Genomic DNA, 23,840 nt, shown 5'->3' with positions numbered 1-23,840 from the left:
GCGGTCTCGGCGCCGACACCTACATCGGCAGCCTGGGCAACGACACCTATATCGTCGACAACGTCGGCGACACAGTGACGGAAACCAGCACCCTGACCACTGAAATCGATACCGTGCGCGCCTCGATCGACTGGATGTTGGGTGCCAACCTGGAAAACCTGGTGCTGACCGGCAATGCCGTCAACGGTACCGGCAACGAACTGAACAACACGCTGACCGGTAACGCCGCCGCCAACACCCTCAATGGCGGCCTCGGTACGGATACCATGATCGGTGGCGACGGTGTCGACACCTATTACGTCGACAACGTCGGCGATGTCGTCATTGAAACCGATGCCTCTTTGACCGCACTTGATCGCGTGTTCTCCTCCATCGATTACACCCTCGGCACCAACGTCGAAAATGTGATCCTGATTGGCAATGCCATCAACGCCTCCGGTAATGAGCGAGACAACCGGATGACCGGCAACGCGCTTGCCAACACCCTCAATGGCGGCGCAGGCATCGACACCATGATTGGTGGCGCAGGTGATGATATCTACATCGTGGATGACTGGAGGGATGTCGTGATCGAACAAGCCGGCGAAGGCCATGATCTGGTTATAACCAGTGTCAGCTACAGCCTGCTTCTGGACAATATCGAAGACCTCACGATGATTGGCAACGCCGACTCCACGTTGGCAGGCAACGGTCTGGATAACGTAATTACTGGCAACGCAGGCATTAACATTATCGACGGCGGGATGGGCGCTGACACCATGATCGGCGGTGCGGGTAACGACACTTACAGGGTCGACAACATTCATGACGTCGTCATCGAATTCGCCGATGAAGGTATGGATACGATCCACACCATTGTCAGCTACACACTGGCGGACAATGTCGAAGATGGCTACATGCTTGGCAACGAAGACCTGAGTCTGACCGGTAATGCTCTGGATAACGCTTTGACCGGCAATCAGGGTAATAACATCTTGTCGGGGGGACTCGGTGCCGACCGCATGATTGGCTTGGGCGGTGACGATATCTATATCGTGGACAATATTAATGACCTCGTGGTCGAGTTTCCCGATGACGGCCATGACCTTGTCCGCACCTGGGTCGACTACAGCCTTGCGGAAAGCGTCGAGGATGGCACGATGCTCGGTAACGCGGACCTGTCATTAACCGGCAATAACCTCGACAACATCCTGATCGGGAACTCGGGCAACAACGTGCTTCAGGGGTTCGGCGGCACCGACAAACTGTACGGTGCAGAAGGCAACGACACGTTATACGGCGGGATAGCAGATACCATGTTGAACGGCGGTGCAGGAGCCGACACCTTTACGTTCAACAATTTGATCAACATCAATGCAGCAATGGGTGGGACAGCCTCTCACAACGTCATCGCCGATTTCAACGCGCAGGAAGGCGACAAGATCGATTTCTCCAATTTCGATATTGATCCGAAGGGTGCCCTTGGCATCCAGCACATGACCTTCATTGGCTCAAGTGAATTCACCGGAATTGGCCAACTGCGCTTCGACAATCATGTCCTGTCGGGCAGCATGAGCAGTGATCTCGGGGGTAATTTCGAAATTTTGATGGTGGGTGTCAACACGCTCAGTGCGAACGACGTGCTGGTCTGATCCTTTCGACTACTTAACGGATCGAAGTTGGTAAAAAAAACACCCCGCCTTGGCGGGGTGTTTTTTTTCGCTAGGACAACAGACCTAACTCTTTGGCCCGAGCGACCGCTTGCGTGCGCCGCTCAACACCCAGTTTGCTGTTGATGTGGCTGGCGTGGGTTTTCACGGTGTGCAGCGAGATAAATAACTGCTCGCTGATTTCCTGATTTGAACAGCCTTGAGCGATCAGGCGCAGCACGGCCAGTTCGCGGCTGCTGAGTTGTTCCGCCGCTGAACATTCGGCCACGGCACGGACAGCGACATGCGGCATATGCCCCAGTAACTGCTGACCGACAAGGGTCGACGCGATCGGCGCCAATTGGGCGCGCAGCCAGTCCGTGTGCCCTTTGATCAACGCATCAAACGGCTGCAGCACGCCACCAGCCGCGGCTTCCAGCGCCTGACTCAATGCCTTGCGCGCTTCCGGCTCGCGTCCACCGGCCAGCAGCAACGCCACTTTTTGCGTCAGCGCCATCACACTGAGCAACTGTCGCCCGGTTTGCTGACCGTTCTCGTGCAACACGTTCAAGCGCCCTTCGGCGAGCATCGGCTGGCCCTGAATGATGTCGAGCAGCGCCTGCTGCAATTCAACGTGCAACGGCAGTTGTGGATGAAACTCCGGTGGCGCGGCCGCGCGTTCCCCGGTGTAAGTCTGGCCCAGTCGCGCCAGCCAGGCCTCGGCGAGATCGGTGCGGCCCTGCGCCAGCCACAGCTCGCATTTGACCAGGGTGATCATCGCCAGATAGTAGATCGGCGGCACGTCCCAGATGTGCATCAGCCGTTCGGCTTCGGAGAGTTCAGCGAAGGCTTTGGCGAATTCGCCGGTGGCACCGTCCAGCCGCGCTATCACGCAATGGCCGATCAATACGCTGATGTCGCGACAGGCACGCGCCTCGCCGATGCCGGCCAACAAACGCGTACGGGCGACTTGCGGCTGCAAGCGCATCGCTAACAGAAAACCTTCGTACAACGTCAAACGTGCGCGCACTGCGTACAGGCGCTGCGGTGACAAACCGCGCAAGCGCTCCAACCCTTGATGCACTTCATCCAGTGCCCGCAGAATTTCGCCACGCGCCTGCAACACGCGAGCGCGATCGTAATGCGCCAAGGCTTCGAACAGCGGATTGCCGACACGCTGCGCCAGCTCCAGCGATTCACGGTTGAGCCCACGCGCGCGCCACAGATCACCGTCGGCAATCGCCAGATTGGACAGCGTCGACAAGCACATCAGACGCTGGCCATAGCGCTTAGCCGGCAGGCTCTCCAGCGCTTCGCTGCAATATTTCAGGGTCAGTTCACGATGGCCGCGCCCACGGGCGATGATCCCGCTCAGCGCCAGCCATTGCGCCAGCATCGACTTTTGCGCAGTGGCTGAGGGTGCCGGCAGGAAGCGGCTCAAATGGCTGGAAAGTTCTTCGGCAGCATCGAGCTGACAGGCCAGCCCCAATGCCCAGCTGTACAGCACGATCAGGCGCGGCGTGCTGATCAGCAGGCTGTCGGGCAAGTCCATTTTCCAGCGCAGCAGCATCCCGACGTTTTGCTCGGCCAGCAGTTGTTCTTCTGACAGGTTCTGCACCAGATTCGCCGCGACGTCGAGATGGCCGGCGCGTAACGCCTGCTCCACCGCTTCATCGAGCAAGCCTTGCGCGTTGAACCAGCGACAGGCGCGCAGATGCAGCGTCGCGGTCGGCACCATGGCCTGAGCGATCGGACGGCTGCGCAACAGATCGGAGAACAAATGGTGATAGCGATACCAGTGACCGTGCTCGTCGAGCGGCACCAGAAACACCTGATGCGCCTGCAGAAAACGCAGAATCTCGGCGCTGTCATGGGCTTCGCGCACGGCGTCGCACAGCTCGCTGCAAAAACGTTCTTGCGGCGCGGTGTCGTAGAGAAAGGCCTGCACTTCGGCCGGCAGGCAATCGATGACTTCTTCGAGCAGATAATCGCGGATCAGCCCTTCCCCGCCGTTCAGCGCTTGCGGTAACGCGGCATCGTTGCCGGCTTCGGCCACTGCGAGCAACCAGAAACGCAACCCGGCAACCCAGCCTTCGCTGCGTTGAATCAGACTCTCCAGTGCTTCGCCGCGCAATGAGCTGCTGTGGCGATCGAGCAAAGTCAGGGCTTCGTCGTGGGTCAGGCGCAGATCCTGTTCATGCAGTTCAAGCAACTGACGGGACAGGCGCAAACGCGCCAGATGCCAGTCCGGCCGCTGGCGACTGGTGACCATCACCAGCAAGCCGTCGGGCAAATGATTGAGGAAAAATTGCAGGCAACGGTCGAGCACCGGGCCTTGGGCGAGATGGTAATCGTCGAGCACCAGCAGCAGCGGCGTCGCGGTATCGAGGTGCAGCGCCAACTCATCAAGCAAGCCGTCGAGCCATTCTTCAAAGGCAAACGGCTGATGGCGCTGACGCATTTTCAGCAGCCCCAATGCGCGGCTGCCCACTTGGGGAAAGTAGTCCTGCAGGCCTTCGAGCAAACGTTCGAGAAAGCGCCCGGGGTCGCTGTCTCGCGGGCTCAGGCCCAGCCACAAACTTTGCCAGTGCGCCGGCAGGCTCTGACAGAACTCCACCGCCAGCGAACTCTTGCCGAACCCGGCCGGTGCGCTGACCAGTAACAATCGCCCGCCGAGCCCGGCTTGCAGGCGTTCGCACAGGCGTGGTCGCAAAACATAGCCGTCGGGCAACGGTGGACGGAAGAAACGCCCGTCCAGTGCCGCGACGGCAACGCTTGCAGGACCCGGAAGTGGGGACAGATCAGTCATGGCCGGCTCTTGTTTGAATGGCTATTGGCGGCGTTGCAGATGTCCGCAGACTAGCCTTAAACGTACCGGTAATGAAGGTTGCTGCTACAAATGGCTACAAAAGTCTTTCCAGAATGCGCCATTCGCCCCGTATTTCGACCTGTAGGAGCTGCCGAAGGCTGCGATCTTTTGATCTGCTGTGGCTTTTGATTTGGCTTCAGATTTTCGCCCCCATCGGCAGGCCGAGCGTAGGTGTTCATCCGGGGCAGGCGCGCAGCGCCGTGCGGCGCAGCCGCACACATCGAGAGGAGGTGCAGCGAAGCAAACCGTAGGCGATGCCCCCGGATGAACACCGTAGCGAGGGAACACTGAGCCTAAGCGAAGTGCCGTACGCCGGGGGCAAAGCCTTTTGGTTCCTTTTTGGCGTTTGAAAAAGGGACTCGCTGTAAGAGCGAAACCGCCAGAAGCCCCAACCGCAGCAACGGATATGCCCCCAAAACCCACGGCCCAAACAAAAGATCAAAAGATCGCAGCCTTCGGCAGCTCCTACAAAAGCAATTCAGAGGCGCCGCGAAAAGCGCAAAAAAAACGCCCCGAACCAGTCGGGGCGTTTTTACGAGGATGCGGCCTCGGGTTTACTGCGGTTTAGCGAACGCCATCCTGGCGCAGAGCGGCCGGGGTAAAATCGCTGGTGGTGGCGGTGAAGCCGAAGTCATACGCCTGCTTCTCTTCGTTCTTCATGCCCAGTGCCAGGTAACGGCCGGACTGCAGGTCGTAGAGAGTTTCCAGGGCGTACCACGGCACTTGCTTGTCGTAGTAGTCCTCGGCATGCGCCTCGGCTACGCGCCACAGTTGGCCACGACCGTCGTAATGGTCGATAACCGCTGCTTGCCAGGTGTCTTCGTCGATGTAGAAGTCACGTTTGGCGTAGATATGGCGCTGACCTTCCTTCAGGGTGGCCACCACGTGCCAGACGCGACGCAACTCGTAACGTGCCAGATCCTGGTTGATGTGACCAGCCTTGATGATGTCGGAATACTTCAGCTTCGGATCGTCGAGCTTGTAGCTGTCGGAAGCGATGTACATCTCTTTCTTGCCTTCGAGTTTCCAGTCGTAACGATCCGGCGCACCGTTGAACATGTCGAGGTTGTCGGAGGTACGCAGGCCATCTGCCGCAGTACCCGGGCCGTCATAGGACACTTGTGGCGCACGGCGCACACGACGCTGACCGGCGTTGTAGACCCACGCCGAACGTGGCTCTTTAACCTGGTCGAGGGTTTCGTGTACCAGCAGCACACCACCGGCCAGACGCGCTGGCGCGGTCACTTTCTGCTTGAAGTAGAACAGGATGTTGCCCGGGTTTTTCGGGTCGTAGTCCTTCATCTTGTCGCGGAACACGAACTGATCCTGGAAGTACACCAGGCTGTACGAGCCGTTCGGTTGCGGCGTGGCCTGGGTTACCAGACGGGTCACGCTGCCGCCGCGATAGCGGGTGATGTGGTTCCAGATGACTTCCACACCGCTTTTCGGAATCGGGAACGGTACTGCGGTTTCGAAGTTTTCCAGACCGTTGCCGCCGGACACCAGATTGGTGTTGGTGGCGTTTTTCTTGATGGCGGCGAACACGTCATCCGGCACAGTCGCGCCACGGTGGGACGGGTACACCGGCATCTTGAAGGTGTCCGGGTAGCGCTTGAACATCGCGTACTGCCCCGGCGCCAGTTTGTCCTTGTACTTGTCGACATCCTTGGCGGTGATGGTGAACAGCGGTTGCTCACTGGCATAAGGATTGGACAGGAAACCGCGCGCATCGACGCTGCCGGCATTTTTCGGCAACGGCTTCCACGCCGGGATCGAACCGTCAGCGTTACCGGCCATTTCCGCGCCCATCGGCGTCAGGCTCTTGCCCAGTTTGTCGGCTTCGGCAGCCGGGACGGCCGCCATCACACCGGTCGCCAGCAACGACAGACCCAGAACACCCGCGTGGAACAGACTCTTTGTTATTTTCATAAATTCGTTCGTCCTGAAAATGCAGTGCTTAGAAGTTCACGCCGAAGCTGAGCGCAACGAAGTCGCGGTCGTCCACAGTGGTGTACTTGCCGTCAAAGAAGTTGGTGTAAGCCAGGCTGGCGGTGTAGGTGTTCTGGTATTCAGCGTCGACACCGAGGCTGACCGCTTTGCGACCTTCCTCGAAGTTACCGCCAGGGCCAGGCGAGTAGCCGCTGACGTCGTGCTGCCAAGCCACGTTCGGCTTGAGGTTCACACCGGCGAACACGTCGTTGTATTCCCAGATGGCACGGCCGCGATAGCCCCACGACGTCGCAGTGGTGAAGCCTTCGTTGGTGCAGTTGCGGCTGCGGTTGTTCTGCGGCGAACCCGGGCCGGCACCGTTGATGGTGCTGGCGTTGAGGATGTTGGCGCAGGTGTCGATGCCGCCAGTCGCTGGCAGCTCACCCGGGCCGTAGACCGGATCACGGCCATAACGAACATCAGAAGTGCTTTCCAGGCCGCCAACGTGAGTCACACCGACTTCACCCACGACGGTCAGACGGCTGGCGCCCATGACCTGATCGAAGAAGTGCGTCAGGGTGGTCTGGAACTGCGTCACTTCCTTGCGACGGTAGCCATGCAGATCCTGACCCGGAACGCCGTTGAGCAGCGAAGCGTTGGTCAGTGCGCCGCCCAGCGGACGTACACCGGCGAACAGGATGTCGGTGGAGTTCAGTTGTACCGGTGCATTCGGACGGTAGCTGATCTCACCGCTCCACGCGGTACCGGTAGGCAAGGTGGTGGAGAAGCTCAGACCATAAAGACGGATGTCTTCCGGATACTCAACGAAATACTCCGAGTTACCCGCGACCAACAGCGGCGCAAGTGCCGCGAACGGGCCTGGCAGCGCACGTGCGGTGTTGTATACCGATTGTGGCGCACCGGTGGCGCTGAATATCGGCGCACGGCTGTGGTAGTTCATGAAGTAGGCGCCGAACTCGGTGTCGAGCGGGTCGAACATGTACTTGAAGGACGCGCCCCACTGGCCGCTGTCGCGCGCATCACGGTCGCCGCCACGGCGCACCAGCACGCCTTCTTCGTCGACGTTGACGCCGTTGGCCGCCAATGGCCCCAAGGCAACCGCCGGAATCTGCGAACGCTTGTTCAGTACGCGCAGGTTGTTGTCGCAGCCATCGGCAATGATGTCCGGTTGCGAGAAGAACGTGCCGCAGTTGTCGACAACGGTCTGATCCCATTCCAGCTGATAGAACGCTTCAGCCGAGAGGTTTTCGGTCAGGCTCTGCGAGACGTAGAACATGTTGACCGGAATCAGGCCTTCCTTGATCTCGGCACCCGGACGGCGGAACGCGGACACGTCGATCGGGTTGATCGAGTTGATACCACCGCCGATGAAGGTACTTTCACCCCAGCTCACCACCTGTTTGCCCAGACGCACGGAGCCCGGCTGATCGGCGATCGAGTAGTTGTGGTAGACGAAGGCGTCGAGGATCTGCCCGCCGGAGGACTTCGCGCCTTCCTTGCGGTTGTTGTCGCTGATGTCCTTGAACTCACGGCTTTCGTCTTTGAGTTCGAAGTCGTACCAGTATTTGCCACGGACGAACACGCCGGTGTCGCCGTACTTCAGTTCAAGGTCATGGATGCCCTTGAAGATTTTCGAGAAGGTTTCGCCGCTTTTGAAGTTGGCGTGACCGTCATCGGAAGTCTGCGACAGACCATGGCCGCCGTTGTTGACGCCGATGAGGTTCTTGTTCGGGCTCTGAGTAGACCAACTGGCACCAAGCGACAGGGACGAGTCGAACTGACCCTCGATTTCACCGACGTTGAAACTGACGCCGAATGCGGGCCCGGCGAGCGAAGAGGCAAGACTGACCGCCAGAGGCAGTTTCGCCCGGCGCCAGAACTGGTTTACTGAGGTCATCGACGCTACTCCATGTGCATTATTGTTATGGCAGTGAGTACTTTTAAAAACGCTGTGGAGGGCCGGGCGCCAAGGCTGCCCGAAATCACTCCAAAGTTGCTCGCCCCAATCTGTGCGTGTGCTCCGTTCTTAAAAATCCTTGAACGGACTATATCCAGCAGGTGGTACTGCTTGATCCCTCTAAAGTGTGATTTGCAGTGGCCAACCACTCTGGAACAGTCCTTTCGCCAGTCCGACACGCGTCGGCACGGCAAGGATGGCTGATTTTTTTGATTTCACAAGCCAAGCGCTTGCTTGGTGGGGCTGGCGCGCCGTTTTCGGCGCGCCAGAAGACACTCAAAGTGTCGAGAGGAAGGTACTGTTGTTGGCCTGCCATTCGGTGATGTCGAGGCGGATGCGCTTCTTGTCGAGCTTGCCAACGCTGGTCTTGGGAATTTCGGTAACAAGGGCGATCTGACTCGGAATCGCCCACTTGCTCAGGTGGCCCAATTCCACAAACGGCTTGAGGTGTTCCTTGAGCTCACGGGCCCCGATCACGTGCCCTTCGCGGATCACCAGCAGCGCAAACGGGCGCTCGCCCCACTGCGGATCAGCGATGCCGACCACTGCTACTTCGCGTACCGCGACGTGACGGCTGATCAAATCTTCGAGGTCCAGCGAGGAAATCCATTCGCCACCGGTCTTGATCACGTCCTTGATGCGGTCGCGGATGTCGATCACGCCCATGCTGTCGAGCGTGGCGACGTCGCCGGTGTGCAGCCAGCCTCCGGCCCAGAGTTCTGCGCCTTTCTGTGGCTCGTTGAAATAACCTTCGGTGAGCCATGGCGCACGCAGCACCAGTTCGCCCTGGGTCTCGCCGTCCGCCGGAAGGAAATTGCCTTCGGCGTCGACAATCGCCGCTTCCACCAGCGGCCCCGGCACACCGGCCTTGATCCGGTAAGTGGTGCGCTCGTCTTCGCTGCCGGCCATCAATTCATCATTGAGGTGTGCGCAGGAAACCAGCGGGCCGGTTTCCGACATGCCGTAGGCGGCCGTCAGTTGAATGCCGCGCGCCTTGGCGGTTTCGTACAGCGAGCGATTGAGCGCACTGCCGCCGATGACAATCTTCCAGCCGCCAAAATCGGTGCCCTGCGCGCCTTTGGCGTTGAGCAGCATTTGCAGGATCGTCGGCACGCAGTGGGAGAACGTGACCTTCTCCTTGCGCCACAACTCCACGAGATATTCCGGATCGTAGCGCCCCGGATAAACCTGTTTCAGCCCCAGCATCGTCGCAACATAAGGCAGGCCCCAGGCGTGGACGTGGAACATCGGCGTGATCGGCATGTACACATCGTTGGTGCCGAGCAGGCGCACGCTGTCGATGGAACCCATGATCGTCGACACGCCCATGGTGTGCAGCACCAGTTGCCGATGGGTGAAGTACACGCCTTTCGGGTTGCCGGTGGTGCCGGTGGTGTAGAACGTGGTCGCGACGGAGTTTTCGTCGAAATCCTGGAAATCGTACTGCGGGCTCGCAGCCGCCAGCAGTTGCTCGTACTCGCCGACCAGATTCGGCAAGTCGGCGGTTTTTTCCGGCAGATCAGTCAGCAGCAAGGTCTTCTCGACCGTGGTCAGGTGCGCCGCGATCGCTTGATAGAGGCCGACAAACTCGCTGTTGACCAGCACAAAGCGGTCTTCGGCGTGGTTCATGGTGTAGAGGATTTGTTCGGGCGACAGGCGCACGTTGATCGTGTGGATCACCGCGCCGATCATCGGAATCGCAAACATGCATTCCAGGTAACGATGACTGTCCCAATCCATCACCGCGACGGTGTCGCCGGCCTTCACACCGGCCGCTGTCAACACGTTGGCCAGCCGCGCAACACGCTCGATCAGGGTCGGGTAGCTGTAGCGAATCTGGTCACGGTAGATGATCTCGCGGGTTTTCTCGTAACGGGCGCCGGACATCAGCAGCCGTTTGATCAGCAATGGATACTGGTAGGCCCCATCGGCCGGGGGAATGACGCGAGTCTGCAACATATGAATCCCTTTTCTGGCTGCACGGTGTTGGCATAGAGATTTGTACTCTAGAACCCTTATACGCCAGCCAAATCAGCCAAAGGAATGATTTGCAGAGCCGTACAAATGCTAGCTTTGCGCCAGCATTTGCCGACTTTCGTCCCAGGTCAGGCCGTTTGCCCTACAGCCTCCTCGGAAGGTGTCCGTGGGAATACGACTGCTGCAAGGAAGGTCAACGCGCCGAAACCCGCGAGAATCAAGTACAGGCCTACAAAACCATGGCGCGGTTCAACATAGGAAATCAGCGGAATCGCCGTCGCACTGGCGCCGAACGATAAGCAGTAACGCAGGGCGAACACCCGTGATTGCCACTGCGGGGCGACGAAGTTGGCGACCATCGCATCATTGACTGTTACCTGACCAAACACCACAAACATGAACGCTGCACCGAGGGCGATCACCGCCCAGCCGTCGGCATAGGCCAACGCAAACAGCAGCGGTGCCTGGCACAACGTCAGGACAACAAACGGCCATTTCAGGCTGAGCCGATGCAACACACGACCAATGCTCAATTGCGCAATCGCACCGAAGGCATAGGCCAGACTGACCACCACGCCGAGGGTTTGCGGCGAGGCGAACAGCTCATGTAAACGTTCCTGAAACAGCTTCGGATAGGTCATGGTGGTGGCGTTGAACACCACGCCGCCGGTGGCCGTGGCCAACGCCAGCACGCCGAAAACCATCACCATCGAGATGCGCTGACCGGCGGCGCCTTTGAGTGGCGTGTGCGGGCGCTTCGGAATCGGTTCCTCACGCACCTGCAAGGCGAAGCCAAAACCCAGCACAATCGCCACTGCGCCCGGTATCAGAAACGCCGAGCGCCAGCCGAACTGCGCCACCAGCAAGCCGGTGATCAGCGCCGAAAACGCCACGCCCAGATTGCCCCACATGCCGTTGATGCCAATTTCGCGGCCACGGTTTTGTGCGTAGGCCACCAGCATCGCTGTGCCGACCGGGTGATAAATCGCCGCGAAAATACCGACCAGGGTCAGGCCAATCACCAGCATGCTCGGGCTGTTGCTCAGCCCGGTGAAGATCGCCGAAGCGCCGATACCGAAGAAAAACACTAGCATCATCTGCCGCCGACTCCAGTGATCGCCGAGCCAACCGGCAGGTAACGAACAGGCGCCGAAGGCGATGAATCCTCCCAACGACAGGCCGATCAGCGTGGCGTAATCGAGGCCGAAAGCCTGGGTCATACCGAGCACGGCGGCGGGAAAAATCAGCATGAACATGTGATCGATCACATGGGCGGCGTTGATGTAGCGAATGACATTGCGGGATTGATTCATGGCGGCACGCTTTACGTTGTTGTGTGCCGTCTATGCTAGGTTGGCCGTTAAGCGCATTCCTGCCAAGCAAGTCATCGAATCAGACATGTTGATCAGCCATTTCGAACACGGCCCGGTGAGTGCCTACCCCCGGGATTATCTGGACGGCGCCCACCAGCCGCTCCACCTGCATCGCGAGGCGCAGTTGTTGTACGCGGTCAGCGGGATCATGCGCGTGGTTACGGAATCGGGTGCGTGGGTGATTCCGCCGAGTCGCGCGGTGTGGATTCCACCCGAGGTGGCGCACGAGATTTTCATGAGCGGTGACGTGCAGATGCGCTCGCTGTTCATCGCGCCAGAATTGTCACCCGCCAGCCTGCAACAGTGCTGCGTATTGGCGGTGACACCGTTGCTGCGCGAGCTGATTCTGCGTGCCGTGCAAGGGCCGCCGCACGCCGACAACCCGCTGATTCAGCAGTTGATGCTGGAAGAACTCGCCAGTCTGGAAAACCTGCCGCTGCACATTCCGATGCCCAGCGACCGGCGTCTGCAAAACATCTGTCTGGCACTGCTGCACACCCCCGATCATGCCAATACCCTGGAAGACTGGGCGCAGCAGGTCGGCGCCAGCTCACGGACGTTGGCACGGCTGTTTCAGCAACAGTTGCAGATGAGTTTCAACGCCTGGCGCCAGCAACTGCGCCTGATGGAAGCCCTGCCACGTCTGCTCGCCGGGGACAGCGTGCAGCGTGTGGCGCGGGATCTGGGTTACGGCAGCGCGCGGGCGTTCAGCGCGATGTTTCGCCGTTTGCTTGGGGAAAATCCCCGTGATTACCTCAACAACCTGAGCAAACTCAGCGAGCTTGTGTAGGAATTCCCCATCTCCCTGTGAGAGCGAGCTTGCTCGCGAAAGCAATCTTCCAGTCATCTGTGATATCGACTGATCCGACGCCTTCGCGAGCAGGCTCGCTCCCACAGTTTTGAATGGTGTTTCTGCAATCAATGCATCTCGGTAAACGCGATTTTCACGCCGAGAGCAATCAGCACCGCGCCCATGGTGCGGTCGAACCAGTGGCCCATACGGGCAAAACCGGCGCGTACACGTTGCTGGCTGAACAGCATCGCCACCAGGCAAAACCATACGGCCGTCGCGACCGCCAGATAAATCCCGTAACCGGCCTGCACCGACAGCGGCGTGTGCGGGTTGATCACCACGGTGAACAGCGACAGGAAGAACAGCGTGGCTTTCGGGTTGAGGCCATTGGTCACGAAGCCCGAAGTGAACGCGCCGCGAGCCGTGCGTACGCCGGCTTCTTTGTGCAGATCGTCGGTGACGGTTTTCGCCGGTTGCGCGCGCAAGGCCTTGAAGCCGATGTACAGCAGATAAGCCGCCGCCGCCCATTTCAACGCGTTGAACAGCACGATCGATTGCGACACGATCAGGCCGATGCCGAGCAACGAATAACCGACATGGAGGAAAATCGCCGTACCGACACCGAGTGCCGTCCAGGTACCGGCGCGACGCCCGTGGGTCACGCTTTCGCGCACCACCACGGCAAAGTCCGGGCCGGGGCTGGCGACGGCCAGCAGGTGGATCAGTGCAACGGTCAAGAACTCGGTCCAGTACATGGGGGGCTCCTCTGAATCAGGTCGGATAAAATTAGACTCGCTGGGCGACGCATGTCCCTGTAGGAGCCGAGCTTGCTCGCGAAGAGGGAGTGTCAGGCGACTTCCATTTGTCTGACACCACGTCTTCGCGAGCAAGCTCGGCTCCTACAGGTTTTGTGAGCATCTCAGGCATCGAGTAACCAATTGTTTCATCTGGTAGGCTCGGCAGATTACGCCCAACGCTCAAAGCCTAAAAGGTACAGTTGATGACGAACACGCGCCGCGCCGTATTCCTTGATCACCCGTCGCTCGATCTTGGCGACCTCGACCTCAGTCCGTTGCGCGAGTGTTTCAGCGATCTGCAACTCTTCGCCCAGACCCTGCCCGAGCAAGTCAGCGAACGTCTGCAAGGCGCCACCGTGGCCATTTCCAACAAGATTTTGATCGACGCCGCCGCGATGGCCGCCAACCCCGATCTGAAACTGATCCTGATCACCGCGACCGGCACCAACAACGTCGACCTCGCCGCCGCCCGCGCTCACGGCATCACCGTGTGCAACTGTCAGGGTTACGGCACGCCGTCGGTGGCGCAACACACGATCATGCTGCTGCTCAACCTCGCCACGCGTCTGGCCGATTATCAGAAAGCCGTCGGCGAAGGTCGCTGGCAGCAGGCGAAACAGTTCTGCCTGCTCGACTATCCGATTGTTGAACTGGAAGGCAAAACCCTGGGTTTGCTCGGTCACGGCGAACTCGGTGGCGCGGTGGCGCGACTGGCCGAAGCCTTCGGCATGCGCGTTTTGCTCGGACAGATCCCCGGGCGCCCTGCCCGCCCGGATCGTCTGCCGCTGGAGGAACTGCTGCCGCAAATCGACGCCCTCACCCTGCACTGCCCGCTCAACGAGCACACCCGCCACTTCATCGGTGCCCGCGAACTGGCGTCGATGAAACCCGGCGCCTTCGTGGTCAACACCGCGCGTGGCGGTTTGATCGATGAACAGGCGTTGGCCGATGCGCTGCGTAATGGCCACCTTGGCGGCGCGGCGACGGATGTGTTGAGCGTCGAGCCGCCGACTCAAGGCAATCCGCTGCTGGCCGCCGACATTCCACGTCTGATCGTCACGCCGCATAACGCTTGGGGCAGTGTTGAAGCGCGCCAGCGAATCGTCGGTCAATTGACCGAAAACGCTCAGGCGTTCTTCAGCGGTAAGGCGCTGCGGGTCGTCAGTTGATAAACTGCGGCACTTTTTTTTGAGGAGCAGTTATGGATCCGCGCAGTGAAGTACTGCTTCGTCAGCCCGAGTTGTTTCAAGGTTCGTTGTTGTTGGCCGGTTTGCCCGCCGACGATCTGCTCGGGCGCTTGCCCAACGCCTTCGGCTGGTGCTGGCATGCCGGCGATCAAGCGGCGCTGGACGCTCGCTTCGAAGGTCGCAGCCATTTCGGCGTGAATGTTCCGGAGCGTGAGTTTGATAGCGCTGTGGTGTTCTTGCCCAAGTCCAAGGATCTGACCGATTACATCCTCAACGCCGTGGCCTCGCGTCTGGCCGGTCGAGAAGTGTTTCTGGTCGGGGAAAAACGCAGCGGCATCGAAGGCGCGTCGAAACAGCTCAGTCCGTTCGGCAAGCCGCGCAAACTCGACAGCGCGCGTCACTGCCAGCTCTGGCAAGTCACCGTGGCCAACGCGCCAGAAACGAAATCGCTGGAAAGCCTGGCGCAGACTTATGAATTGCCGCTGGCCGAAGGTCCGCTGAAAGTGATCAGCCTGCCGGGCGTGTTCAGCCACGGTCGTCTTGATCGCGGCAGCGCCCTGCTGCTGGAACATCTGGACAAATTGCCGAGTGGCCATCTGCTCGACTTCGGTTGTGGCGCGGGTGTCTTGGGCGCGGCGGTGAAGCGTCGCTATCCGCATAATCAGGTGACGCTGCTTGATGTCGACGCGTTTGCCGCTGCCAGCAGTCGTCTGACTTTGGCCGCTAACGGTCTGGAGGCCGAGGTGCTGACGGGCGATGGCATCGATGCGGCGCCGATGGGTTTTAGCGCAATTTTGAGCAATCCGCCGTTCCATGTCGGCGTGCACACTGATTACTTCGCCACCGAGAACTTGCTGCGAAAAGCGGCCAAACATCTGAAAAACGGTGGCGAACTGCGCTTGGTCGCGAACAGCTTCCTCAAGTATCAGCCGCTGATCGAAGAGCATCTGGGCGTGTGCGCGATCAAGGCCGAAGGCAATGGCTTCCGGATTTACCGGGCCAAGCGCGGCTAGATCTTCTTTCAAAAAGAGGCTTGCTCAATCGGATTTGCCTAGGCAGAATCCGCTCCGTCCTAGGGGAGTAGTCTCCCACGAGCGCCAAGCTCGTCCGGCATACGTCAACATACTTGATCCTCAGATCATGGCGTATGCGACCCAAGCGTCCGCATCAGACGGATCGCAGGGTTTGACAAGACCTATGACACGCACACCTTACCCGGGGCGGGAAGGCTGTACGTGTCATAGCCGTGTCGACCCGCCCCTTAGGAAAATCCTGATGCTGGACTCGTTACTCGTTCCCACCGCAATCGTTGCCTTGGCCGAAATCGGCGACAAGACGCAACTGCTCGCGTTGATTCTCGCCGCTCGCTTCCGCAAACCCTGGCCGATCATTGCCGGTATTGTCGCCGCGACCCTGGCCAACCACGCAGCAGCCGGTGCGGTAGGCGCCTGGTTCGGCAGTTTCTTCTCGAATGCGACGCTGCACTGGATCCTCGCCGCGAGCTTCACGGCCACGGCGCTGTGGACGTTGGTGCCAGACAAAATGGACGACGATGAAAGCAGCACGGCACGCAAGTTCGGGCCGTTCCTGACCACGCTGATTGCGTTCTTCCTGGCTGAAATGGGTGACAAGACTCAGGTCGCGACGGTGATGCTCGCCGCGCAATACCCTGACTTGTGGCTGGTGATTATCGGGACGACGGCGGGCATGTTGATTGCCAACGTGCCGGTGGTATTGGCCGGTAACTTTGCCGCCGACAAATTGCCACTGACCCTGATCCGTCGCCTCGCGGCTTCGGCGTTCATGATTCTGGCAATTGTCGCGGTGTACAAAGCGATGCAGAGCAGTGGTTGGGTTTAACCCGATCTACTGAACTACCCAACACCTGTGGCGAGGGGATTTATCCCCGATGGGGCGCGAAGCGCCCCCAGACCTGCTGCCTCAGAGTGTCAGACATAACGCATTTGCAGGTTTTGGGGCTGCTTCGCAGCCCATCGGGGATAAATCCCCTCGCCACAACAGCCCTCCCAACCTGAAGAATCGTTGTGTCCTTCGACTCTTAGGATTTCGGGGCTTGTTCGTACAGCGGCATGACCTTTGGAATCGCTGCCTGCAACGAAGCAATCCGGCTAGCCGATGCCGGGTGAGTGCTCATGAATTCCGGTGGTGAACCTTCCGAGGCCTTGCTCATCTTGTCCCACAGGGTGATCGCGGCATTCGGGTTGTAGCCGGCGCGGGCGGCCAGTTCCAGGCCAATCAGGTCGGCCTCGTTTTCGTTGGCGCGGCTGTTCGGCAGCGTCATGCCGTAATTGGCCACGGTGTCGGCCAGCGCCAGGCTGTCTTGGCCCAGACCGAGCAACGCACCCGCGCCCTGCTTGGCCATTTCAATCCCGTACGCCTTGGACATCGCTTCACGACCGTGCTCGCGCAAGGCGTGGGCAATCTCATGGCCCATGACAGCAGCGATTTCATCGTCGGTGAGTTTCAGGCTGTCGATCAGCCCGGTGTAGAAAATGATCTTGCCGCCAGGACCACAGTTGGCGTTGAGCTCGTCACTCTTGATCAGATTGACTTCCCATTTCCATTGCGCCGCATCGGGGCGGAAGTTCGGCGCCTGAGCGATCAAACGGTCGGCGATCGCCTGAACGCGTTTGGCGTCGCTGCTGGTCTTGTCCAGCACACCTTTGGTGGACGCTTCGCCGACGGTCTTCTGATACGACTGGGCATACATCTGGTCGACCTCTTGCGAGGACAGCATGCTGAACATGTACTGCTTGCGCTCCACACCCACGGCGCCGCCGCTGGTGGTGTTGACCGACTGACAACCGGCCAGCAACAACGCTGCGCTCAGTGCACTTACAACCAATGTCTTGTTCATTCAAAAGCTCCCTGAAAACCTGCCGGGTATCCTAGGCGGGTAATTGTATCGACGCCAGATACAACGGACGTGTTGCAGTGACTTTCAGACATGTCCCACAGTTCAAAAGCCCCTCACCCTAGCCCTCTCCCGGAGGGAGAGGGGACTGATTGGGGGATATTCAAGAAGTTCGCCGACCTGAACGATCTGCTTTGAATCCATAATCGACTCGATTTCTCAGGTCGATGTATGAAGCAAGACACCTCGATCAGTCCCCTCTCCCTCTGGGAGAGGGTTAGGGTGAGGGGCTCTTGATACACCAGACAACTCAACCCGGCGTCAAACACTCCGGTCCATTGAGCTTCGGATCATTGATCAAATTCGCCAACACCCGCTCCCGCAACACCGCCGGCTCACTCGCCAGCAACGCCTGCAACACATGCAACGGCGTCTCGGGATCCAGCCACGCCGCCTGCCCCGCCTCATCCAGAATCAACGGTCGGCGCTGACTCGACGCCGACTGCGTAATTACTGCCGTGCTCAACCAGACCTGTTCCTGCACCGGATACGCTTCCCAGATTGCCGCGAAAAACAGCGAGGCGCCCTCCCCCGGCGTCAGCCAGTACGGGCGTTTGCGCTGAGTCCCGCGCCATTCGTAAAAACCATTCGCCGGCAACAGACAGCGACGCTGACGCAGCGCCTCACGGAACATCGGCTGTTCGGCCACGGTTTCCGCGCGGGCATGCGCCGGTGTTTTCGACAGATCGGTCAGCCACGGCGGCGTCAGCCCCCAGCGGGCGCGGGCCAGCGTGCGTTCGCCGGCGTCACCGGCACGCAGCATCAACACCGAATCGTTCGGGGAAATGTTCCACTGCGCCTGTTGATCGGCGGGAAAACCTGGCAGGGTCGCAAAGTCGCGGTTCCAGCGAAACAGGGCATAACGTCCACACATGGGGCAACAAGACTCTAAATAAAACGATCGTCAGCCTAACAGACCAGCGTCCCCGGGAAGCTCTCCGGTTCGTCGCCGGGCAGCGGCAGCGCGGCATTGTACGCGGTGATCAGCTCGCGGGCGTATTCGGCCTGGTCGTTGTCGACCGACAGCCCGAGCAAGCCGAAGATCGGCAACTCACCGGTGCCGCCGAGCAAATCGCGGCCAATCAAGTGCGCCTCAATGCCCTCGCTGGCGAGCATGCCTTTGAGCATTTCGCCTTCCATCAGGTTTTCCGGCTCGTAGATTCGCTGCATGGGCGCGCCTCACTCGTTTTCGCTGAAGACTTCCAGAAACCAATCCTCTCCGTGTACCTGCAAGACGAACGTGATCGGCCGGCAACACACCTGACAGTCCTCAATGTAGGTCTGATCACCGCCGGACAGATCCACCGTCGTTTCAACTTGCTCACCACAATACGGACATTCGTACAGTGCGCTCTCCAGCATCGCGGTCTCCCAAGTGACTTGTGCGTATAATCGCCGGTCTATTTGCAGGGCTATTTTTGTCTGGCTGACTTTTCAGACCGTGCCCCGTTGGTTTTCGATCAAAACCTTTACTTACCCTAGCCGTTTCTAACAAGAGAGCATGATGGGCGAATTCGATGCCATCCGACCTTACGACGACAGCGAAGTACCTTAGTTACTGTCAAGACTGCTCGGCGACAAGGCGTTACTAGATATCCTCACCCACTTCCGCTTCCCGCGTTTTGCCGGTGCTTTCGGCTGGATGCTCAAACCACTTATAGCCCATCGGCTGCGTCGTGAGTTCGCCGACGTGACCTCGGTGGCGACGTTGCAAGACAAGGTCGAGTCCTACGTCGACCACACCATCGAGCGCGCCACCGACGGCGTGACCTACACCGGTGTCGAGCAATTCAAGTCCGGCAGCGCTTATCTGTTCATCGCCAACCACCGCGACATCGTGATGGATCCGGCCTTCGTCAACTACGCCGTGTACCACGCCGGCCTGCCGACGCCGCGCATCGCCATCGGTGACAACCTGCTGCAAAAGCCGTTTGTCAGCGATCTGATGCGCTTGAACAAGAGCTTCATCGTTCACCGTTCGATCACCGGCCGTCGCGAGAAAATGGCTGCGTATCAGCTGTTGTCGGCGTACATCAATCACTCGATCCGCAACGATTGCGCGTCGATCTGGATCGCGCAGGCTGAAGGTCGGGCGAAGGATGGCGATGATCGCACCGAGTCGGCGATCCTCAAGATGTTCCACATGAGCCGCAAGGACGAGCCGTTCGGCGAAGTCATTCGCTCACTGAACGTCACCCCGGTGTCGATCAGTTACGAATACGACCCGTGCGACCAGGCCAAGGCCCGCGAGCTGTACATCCGCGCCACCTCCGGCACCTACGCGAAAGCGCCGGGCGAGGACGACGTGAGCATTGCCAAGGGCATCACCGGCTACAAGGGCCGGGTGCACGTGAACTTTGCTGCGCCGATCACCGAGCTGTTCGAAGACACCAAGCAATTGGCGGTCGAGATGGACAAGCAGATTCTCGGCGGCTACCGGTTATTCCCGGTGCATTACTTGGCGTACGCGCAGTGGGCTGATGCGGATCCGCAGTTGAATGTGCCGAAGGCTGCCGAGGTGTTTGCGGCGGATGAACTGGCCAAGGCGCAGGAAGAATGGCAGAGCCGACTGGATGCTTGCCCTGCAGAGCATCGTCCGTATCTGGTGCTGCAATATGCGACGCCGGTGCGTAACCAATACCGCGTTAAGGCCGGGTTGCCGCTTTAAATTTTCAGAGCAAGATCAAAAGATCGCAGCCTTCGGCAGCTCCTACAGTGGATTCATGTAGGAGCTGCCGACGGCTGCGATCTTTTGCTTTTAGTAACGCGTGCTGATCCACGAGACGATCAGTGCCAGCCCCAGGCAAGCAAAACCAAATCGATAGAAAAACCGGTTCATGCGCAAGGTTGCCCAATCAAGAATGGGCTCGGCGTTCGGCTGCGCGTTGCGCTGGGCGGCGATGCTGGCCATCGCGCGCTGTTCGCGGCGGCGGGTTGCGTGCAGCAGCCAACTGCCGGGGAACGCCAACAGCAGCGCCAGGACGTTAATCAATTTGGCGGGATGGGCGGTAAACAGCGTCATCAAGTGCAGCGACATCACAGACCTCTATCTAAACCGGTGTGGCAGGCGCCAGACCGACGACCGCGGCGCGGATTCTAACCAAACCTTGGCCCCCTGCCCCAGCCTTTACGACAAATAACGTAACAATCGACCGATGGCTGTCCTGTGTCACGGCATCGTCATCTGGATAAACCAAGATGCGCGCCTCGAAACCGACAGGGAACGCGTCATGTTGCACGCCGAAAACCAGGATCGCCTCTACCTCATCACCCCGACCGACGAACAGCAAAGCCTCGTTGGCAGCCTTGCCTTCAATGTTCAGGATCGCCACTGGTTGGTGTATTGCGCGCTGGGCGGGCATCAGCATGCGGACTTGCCGGAAACGGATTTGTTGACAGGGGTTAGCGTGCTCGACTTCTACTCGCAGGCTGCCTGAATAAAACTCCCCGTGTAGGAGCTGCCGAAGGCTGCGATCTTTTGATCTTAAAACCAACATCAAAAGATCGCAGCCTTCGGCAGCTCCTACAGGGAATCGATCTGTATGAAAAAGCCCGGGGTCATCACTGGCCCCGGGCTTTTTCACATCCGCTGAAAACTTACTCAGCGAGCACCTGACCCACGGTCGGATCCTTGAACAGACGCGTCAGCGCATCGCTCAACACGTCGCTGACCAGTTTGGTGTTGGTTTCCTGGTTCGGCGCCATGCCGAAACGCTGATCCAGCGACGCGCCGTAACGGCCGCTGTAACGGCGGTTGGCGTTCTGCACGTCGGAGCGGAAGGTCGCGCCGATGGTGGCTTCCGTCACGTACATGCCTTCTTTCGGCGACTGGTATTTCAGCTCGGCCAGGGTCACGGTCAGCTGCGGCGCGTTCGGTGCATTGTTGGTCGGGGTGAAACCGAGCAGACGCACGGCGGCTTCAGCCTGAGCCTGCAGCTTCGGCAGGATCTGCTCGCGCTGCACGGTGATGGCGCTGGTTTCCGGGTACAGGCCGCCACGGGTGCCGAGGGTTGGCGACGGACGCCCGTCAACCACACGCACGATAACGGGTTGACCACGGCCGACCGCAGGCAACTGCGTGGTCAGCTTCGGCTCCGGATTCAGTTGTTGCGGGCTGTGGGCGCAGCCGGCCAGGGTCAAACCGGCCACAGTGATCAAACCGAACAACAGGCGTTGCAACATGCTCTTCTCTCCAGAATCAGGCACAAACAGGCCGGCAGTATAGCGGTGGGCCACTGCGGGTCACCAGCGTCACACGGTGAATACTGAAATGTCTGACACAGCCGTGGCAGGCCGGTTCCTGTCACGCCGCTGTCATCTGCCGTACATGTTGACGTCACGCCCTGCTGGCAACCTTCAAACAAGTCCTCCAGCAAGGTAATCGGCCATGCGTTATTTGATCTCGTTGTTTGCGCCACGCCCGTTGCACCGCAGCTTTGCCCTGCTCGACCGCAATGGCCATTGTCAGGCATTCAAGCAGTGCAGCCTGCAACCGATGGGTGACGGTTGGGTGGAAATCGAAGAAATTCGTCTCAACTGGTTGCACCACCCATTGCCCGCCAGCGCCCGCGTCATAGCGCCGCAGGCTCGTGCACGCGCTCAGGCGATGTTGAGCATCTGACCGGATGCCTAATAAAAGTCATTAAACACGACCAACTCCCCGCATTTCTTCGATACAATCTCCCCCCGATTATAAGGACGTCTCCTGATCGGGCCCCGCAACAGCGTCAATGCGCATCGCATCGACATCAAAATCGCCCACAGAGAGCCGCCCACACAGATCGAGTGAAGTTGGCGCGCTTGCCTGTTCTTCCGGCAAAAACCCCGCTTTTCGCGAATCTGCAGAGCTGTCATGACGCTCGGCCGCCGCGTTGTTTTTGCCCTCGGGCAAGGTGCCAAGCCAAGACAGCCCTTTTTTGAGGTTCACGTCTTCAAAAGAGCGTGAAAAAAACGGGTTTTCACAACTTCACAAGAGTGTGGCGAGCAAATGAATAGTTTTGCGTCTGAACATGCACCATTAGCGTCTGGAACAGCCCAACGACACAGGACCGGGTATACCTCGAATATCGGAGCCTGAAGCCTGTCCGCTACGGATTTGGTTGCACAAAAACGGATGTCTCGACCATAAGTCGAATTGCCAGCTGCGTGCTGAAATGAGTTCATGGAGCTCTTGAAAGCCAGGCCGCATGCATCCGTCGAAGTTGCGAAAAATTGCGAAGATTCGGACATGGCGAACCTGACCACGGATAGCCTGGACACAATTGATCTGTCCCGGAACGCCTGGCAGCCATGCCGACAATTTGGTGCTGCAGATTTTGGAGACGCGTTAAATGGCGCATAACGAAGCAGTCGACGTAGTATTGGTTGGGGCCGGCATCATGAGTGCCACCCTCGCCGTACTGCTCAAAGAGCTCGACCCCGCGATCAAGCTGGAAGTCGTCGAGCTGATGGATTCCGGTGCTGCGGAGAGTTCCAACCCGTGGAACAACGCCGGTACCGGTCACGCCGGTCTTTGCGAGCTGAATTACACGCCGCAGGCCGCCGATGGCACCGTCGACATCAAGAAAGCCGTGCACATCAACACCCAGTTCGAGGTGTCGAAGCAGTTCTGGTCGTACCTGACCAAGAAAGGCACCTTCGGCTCGTGCAAATCGTTCATCAGCCCGGTACCGCACCTGAGCTTCGTGCAGGGTGATTCCGGCGTGTCGTTCCTCAAAGAACGCTTTGACGTGCTGCACAAGCACCACGCCTTCGCAGACATGGAATACACCGAAGACAAGGCGAAAATGGCCGAGTGGATGCCGCTGATGATGCCGGGCCGCTCGCCGGACGAATTCCTCGCTGCCACCCGCGTGATGAACGGCACCGACGTCAACTTCGGCGCGCTGACCAATCAGTTGCTCAAGCACCTGACCAGCGCTCCGGACGCGCAAGTCAAATACTGCAAGCGCGTGACTGGTCTCAAGCGTAACGGCAGCGGCTGGACCGTCAGCATCAAAGACGTCAACAACGGCAACACCCGTGAAGTCGACGCCAAGTTCGTTTTCCTCGGTGCAGGTGGCGCGGCGTTGCCGTTGCTGCAGGCTTCGGGCATCGAAGAAAGCAAAGGCTTCGGCGGCTTCCCGATCAGCGGCCAGTGGCTGCGTTGCGATAATCCGGAAGTGGTCAAACAGCATCAGGCCAAGGTTTACAGCCAGGCCGCTGTGGGTTCGCCACCGATGTCGGTGCCGCACCTGGACACCCGCGTGGTCGACGGCAAGAAATCCCTGCTGTTCGGGCCATCCGCCGGTTTCACCACTAAGTTCCTCAAGCACGGCTCCTTCATGGACCTGCCGCGGACGGGTCGCGCCGGCACCATCGGGCCGATGCTGGCC

At 59.3% G+C, this 23,840-nt stretch carries 22 protein-coding genes and 1 riboswitch; of the genes, 9 read left to right on the top strand and 13 right to left on the bottom strand.

Features of this window, described 5'->3' with window-relative positions:
• On the top strand, positions 1-1,631 hold a 1,631-nt coding region (locus ACIP66_RS23175; protein WP_400651178.1), incomplete at its 5' end, for a calcium-binding protein.
• Positions 1,632-1,701: 70 nt separating this feature from the next.
• Here ACIP66_RS23175 and ACIP66_RS23170 read toward each other — a convergent pair.
• The 5 genes from ACIP66_RS23170 to ACIP66_RS23150 all read right to left on the bottom strand — a co-directional run bounded on the left by ACIP66_RS23170 (position 1,702) and on the right by ACIP66_RS23150 (position 11,694).
• Entirely contained in the window at positions 1,702-4,437 is a 2,736-nt protein-coding gene (locus tag ACIP66_RS23170; protein ID WP_400651176.1) for a LuxR C-terminal-related transcriptional regulator, read from the bottom strand.
• Between the two features lie 624 nt (positions 4,438-5,061).
• Entirely contained in the window at positions 5,062-6,426 is a 1,365-nt protein-coding gene (locus ACIP66_RS23165; RefSeq protein ID WP_053123680.1) for a DUF1329 domain-containing protein, read from the bottom strand.
• A gap of 28 nt (positions 6,427-6,454) precedes the next feature.
• A complete protein-coding gene (locus tag ACIP66_RS23160) occupies positions 6,455-8,344 on the bottom strand; it encodes a DUF1302 domain-containing protein (RefSeq protein ID WP_400651174.1) in 1,890 nt (629 codons plus the stop codon).
• A gap of 336 nt (positions 8,345-8,680) precedes the next feature.
• Positions 8,681-10,363, bottom strand: a complete 1,683-nt coding sequence (locus ACIP66_RS23155) for a fatty acid--CoA ligase (protein ID WP_400651172.1) — start codon at positions 10,361-10,363, stop codon at positions 8,681-8,683.
• Between the two features lie 146 nt (positions 10,364-10,509).
• Positions 10,510-11,694, bottom strand: a complete 1,185-nt coding sequence (locus ACIP66_RS23150; RefSeq protein ID WP_400651169.1) for an MFS transporter — start codon at positions 11,692-11,694, stop codon at positions 10,510-10,512.
• A gap of 85 nt (positions 11,695-11,779) precedes the next feature.
• Between ACIP66_RS23150 and ACIP66_RS23145 the strand changes: the two genes are divergently transcribed.
• The gene (locus ACIP66_RS23145) at positions 11,780-12,544 is read left to right on the top strand and encodes a helix-turn-helix transcriptional regulator (protein ID WP_053123688.1); all 765 of its coding nucleotides are present in this window, start codon (positions 11,780-11,782) and stop codon (positions 12,542-12,544) included.
• A gap of 128 nt (positions 12,545-12,672) precedes the next feature.
• Here ACIP66_RS23145 and ACIP66_RS23140 read toward each other — a convergent pair whose 3' ends face one another.
• Complete coding sequence (locus ACIP66_RS23140; RefSeq protein WP_053123690.1) at positions 12,673-13,302, bottom strand: LysE family translocator; 630 nt, start codon at positions 13,300-13,302, stop codon at positions 12,673-12,675.
• Between the two features lie 245 nt (positions 13,303-13,547).
• Between ACIP66_RS23140 and ACIP66_RS23135 the strand changes: the two genes are divergently transcribed.
• The 3 genes from ACIP66_RS23135 to ACIP66_RS23125 all read left to right on the top strand — a co-directional run bounded on the left by ACIP66_RS23135 (position 13,548) and on the right by ACIP66_RS23125 (position 16,391).
• A complete protein-coding gene (locus ACIP66_RS23135; protein WP_400651168.1) occupies positions 13,548-14,513 on the top strand; it encodes a 2-hydroxyacid dehydrogenase in 966 nt (321 codons plus the stop codon).
• Between the two features lie 32 nt (positions 14,514-14,545).
• Positions 14,546-15,544, top strand: a complete 999-nt coding sequence (locus tag ACIP66_RS23130) for a methyltransferase (protein WP_400651167.1) — start codon at positions 14,546-14,548, stop codon at positions 15,542-15,544.
• A 50-nt stretch (positions 15,545-15,594) separates the two neighbouring features.
• A riboswitch (yybP-ykoY riboswitch) is annotated at positions 15,595-15,717 on the top strand.
• Positions 15,718-15,806: 89 nt separating this feature from the next.
• A complete protein-coding gene (locus tag ACIP66_RS23125; protein ID WP_053123696.1) occupies positions 15,807-16,391 on the top strand; it encodes a TMEM165/GDT1 family protein in 585 nt (194 codons plus the stop codon).
• A 199-nt stretch (positions 16,392-16,590) separates the two neighbouring features.
• Here the strand turns inward: ACIP66_RS23125 and ACIP66_RS23120 are convergent, their stop codons facing one another.
• The 4 genes from ACIP66_RS23120 to ACIP66_RS23105 form a co-directional block, all read right to left on the bottom strand.
• Positions 16,591-17,409: a M48 family metallopeptidase gene (locus ACIP66_RS23120; RefSeq protein ID WP_053123698.1), complete on the bottom strand. Its 819-nt coding sequence runs from the start codon at positions 17,407-17,409 to the stop codon at positions 16,591-16,593.
• A gap of 307 nt (positions 17,410-17,716) precedes the next feature.
• A complete protein-coding gene (locus tag ACIP66_RS23115) occupies positions 17,717-18,340 on the bottom strand; it encodes an SOS response-associated peptidase (RefSeq protein WP_159814633.1) in 624 nt (207 codons plus the stop codon).
• A gap of 35 nt (positions 18,341-18,375) precedes the next feature.
• Positions 18,376-18,636, bottom strand: coding sequence for a putative signal transducing protein (locus ACIP66_RS23110; protein WP_007912819.1), 261 nt, complete (start codon positions 18,634-18,636; stop codon positions 18,376-18,378).
• Between the two features lie 9 nt (positions 18,637-18,645).
• The gene (locus ACIP66_RS23105; protein ID WP_053123703.1) at positions 18,646-18,828 is read right to left on the bottom strand and encodes a CPXCG motif-containing cysteine-rich protein; all 183 of its coding nucleotides are present in this window, start codon (positions 18,826-18,828) and stop codon (positions 18,646-18,648) included.
• Positions 18,829-19,024: 196 nt separating this feature from the next.
• On the opposite strand from ACIP66_RS23105, the gene ACIP66_RS23100 reads away from it, so the two are divergent.
• A complete protein-coding gene (locus tag ACIP66_RS23100) occupies positions 19,025-20,134 on the top strand; it encodes a 1-acyl-sn-glycerol-3-phosphate acyltransferase (protein ID WP_400651189.1) in 1,110 nt (369 codons plus the stop codon).
• 90 nt (positions 20,135-20,224) lie between these two features.
• On the opposite strand, the gene ACIP66_RS23095 is transcribed toward ACIP66_RS23100, so the two are convergent.
• Positions 20,225-20,503, bottom strand: coding sequence for a hypothetical protein (locus ACIP66_RS23095; RefSeq protein WP_400651166.1), 279 nt, complete (start codon positions 20,501-20,503; stop codon positions 20,225-20,227).
• A gap of 193 nt (positions 20,504-20,696) precedes the next feature.
• Here ACIP66_RS23095 and ACIP66_RS23090 point away from each other — a divergent pair, with 193 nt between their 5' ends.
• Complete coding sequence (locus ACIP66_RS23090) at positions 20,697-20,903, top strand: hypothetical protein (RefSeq protein WP_027612213.1); 207 nt, start codon at positions 20,697-20,699, stop codon at positions 20,901-20,903.
• Positions 20,904-21,063: 160 nt separating this feature from the next.
• Here ACIP66_RS23090 and ACIP66_RS23085 read toward each other — a convergent pair whose 3' ends face one another.
• The gene (locus ACIP66_RS23085; protein WP_400651165.1) at positions 21,064-21,648 is read right to left on the bottom strand and encodes a YajG family lipoprotein; all 585 of its coding nucleotides are present in this window, start codon (positions 21,646-21,648) and stop codon (positions 21,064-21,066) included.
• Positions 21,649-21,853: 205 nt separating this feature from the next.
• Between ACIP66_RS23085 and ACIP66_RS23080 the strand changes: the two genes are divergently transcribed.
• Positions 21,854-22,087 (top strand): hypothetical protein, encoded by a 234-nt coding sequence (locus tag ACIP66_RS23080; protein ID WP_212548761.1) that lies wholly within the window; start codon positions 21,854-21,856, stop codon positions 22,085-22,087.
• Positions 22,088-22,156: 69 nt separating this feature from the next.
• Here ACIP66_RS23080 and ACIP66_RS23075 read toward each other — a convergent pair whose 3' ends face one another.
• Complete coding sequence (locus ACIP66_RS23075) at positions 22,157-22,393, bottom strand: hypothetical protein (RefSeq protein WP_156316182.1); 237 nt, start codon at positions 22,391-22,393, stop codon at positions 22,157-22,159.
• A 403-nt stretch (positions 22,394-22,796) separates the two neighbouring features.
• On the opposite strand from ACIP66_RS23075, the gene mqo reads away from it, so the two are divergent.
• On the top strand, positions 22,797-23,840 hold a 1,044-nt coding region (gene mqo, locus ACIP66_RS23070), incomplete at its 3' end, for a malate dehydrogenase (quinone) (protein WP_400651163.1).

This window comes from Pseudomonas sp. NPDC088429, assembly GCF_044753305.1.
GTDB classification, from domain to species: Bacteria; Pseudomonadota; Gammaproteobacteria; order Pseudomonadales; family Pseudomonadaceae; genus Aquipseudomonas; species Aquipseudomonas rustica.
Note: the sequence above shows the minus strand (reverse complement) of the source record. Positions and strands in the feature narration are given on the sequence as shown.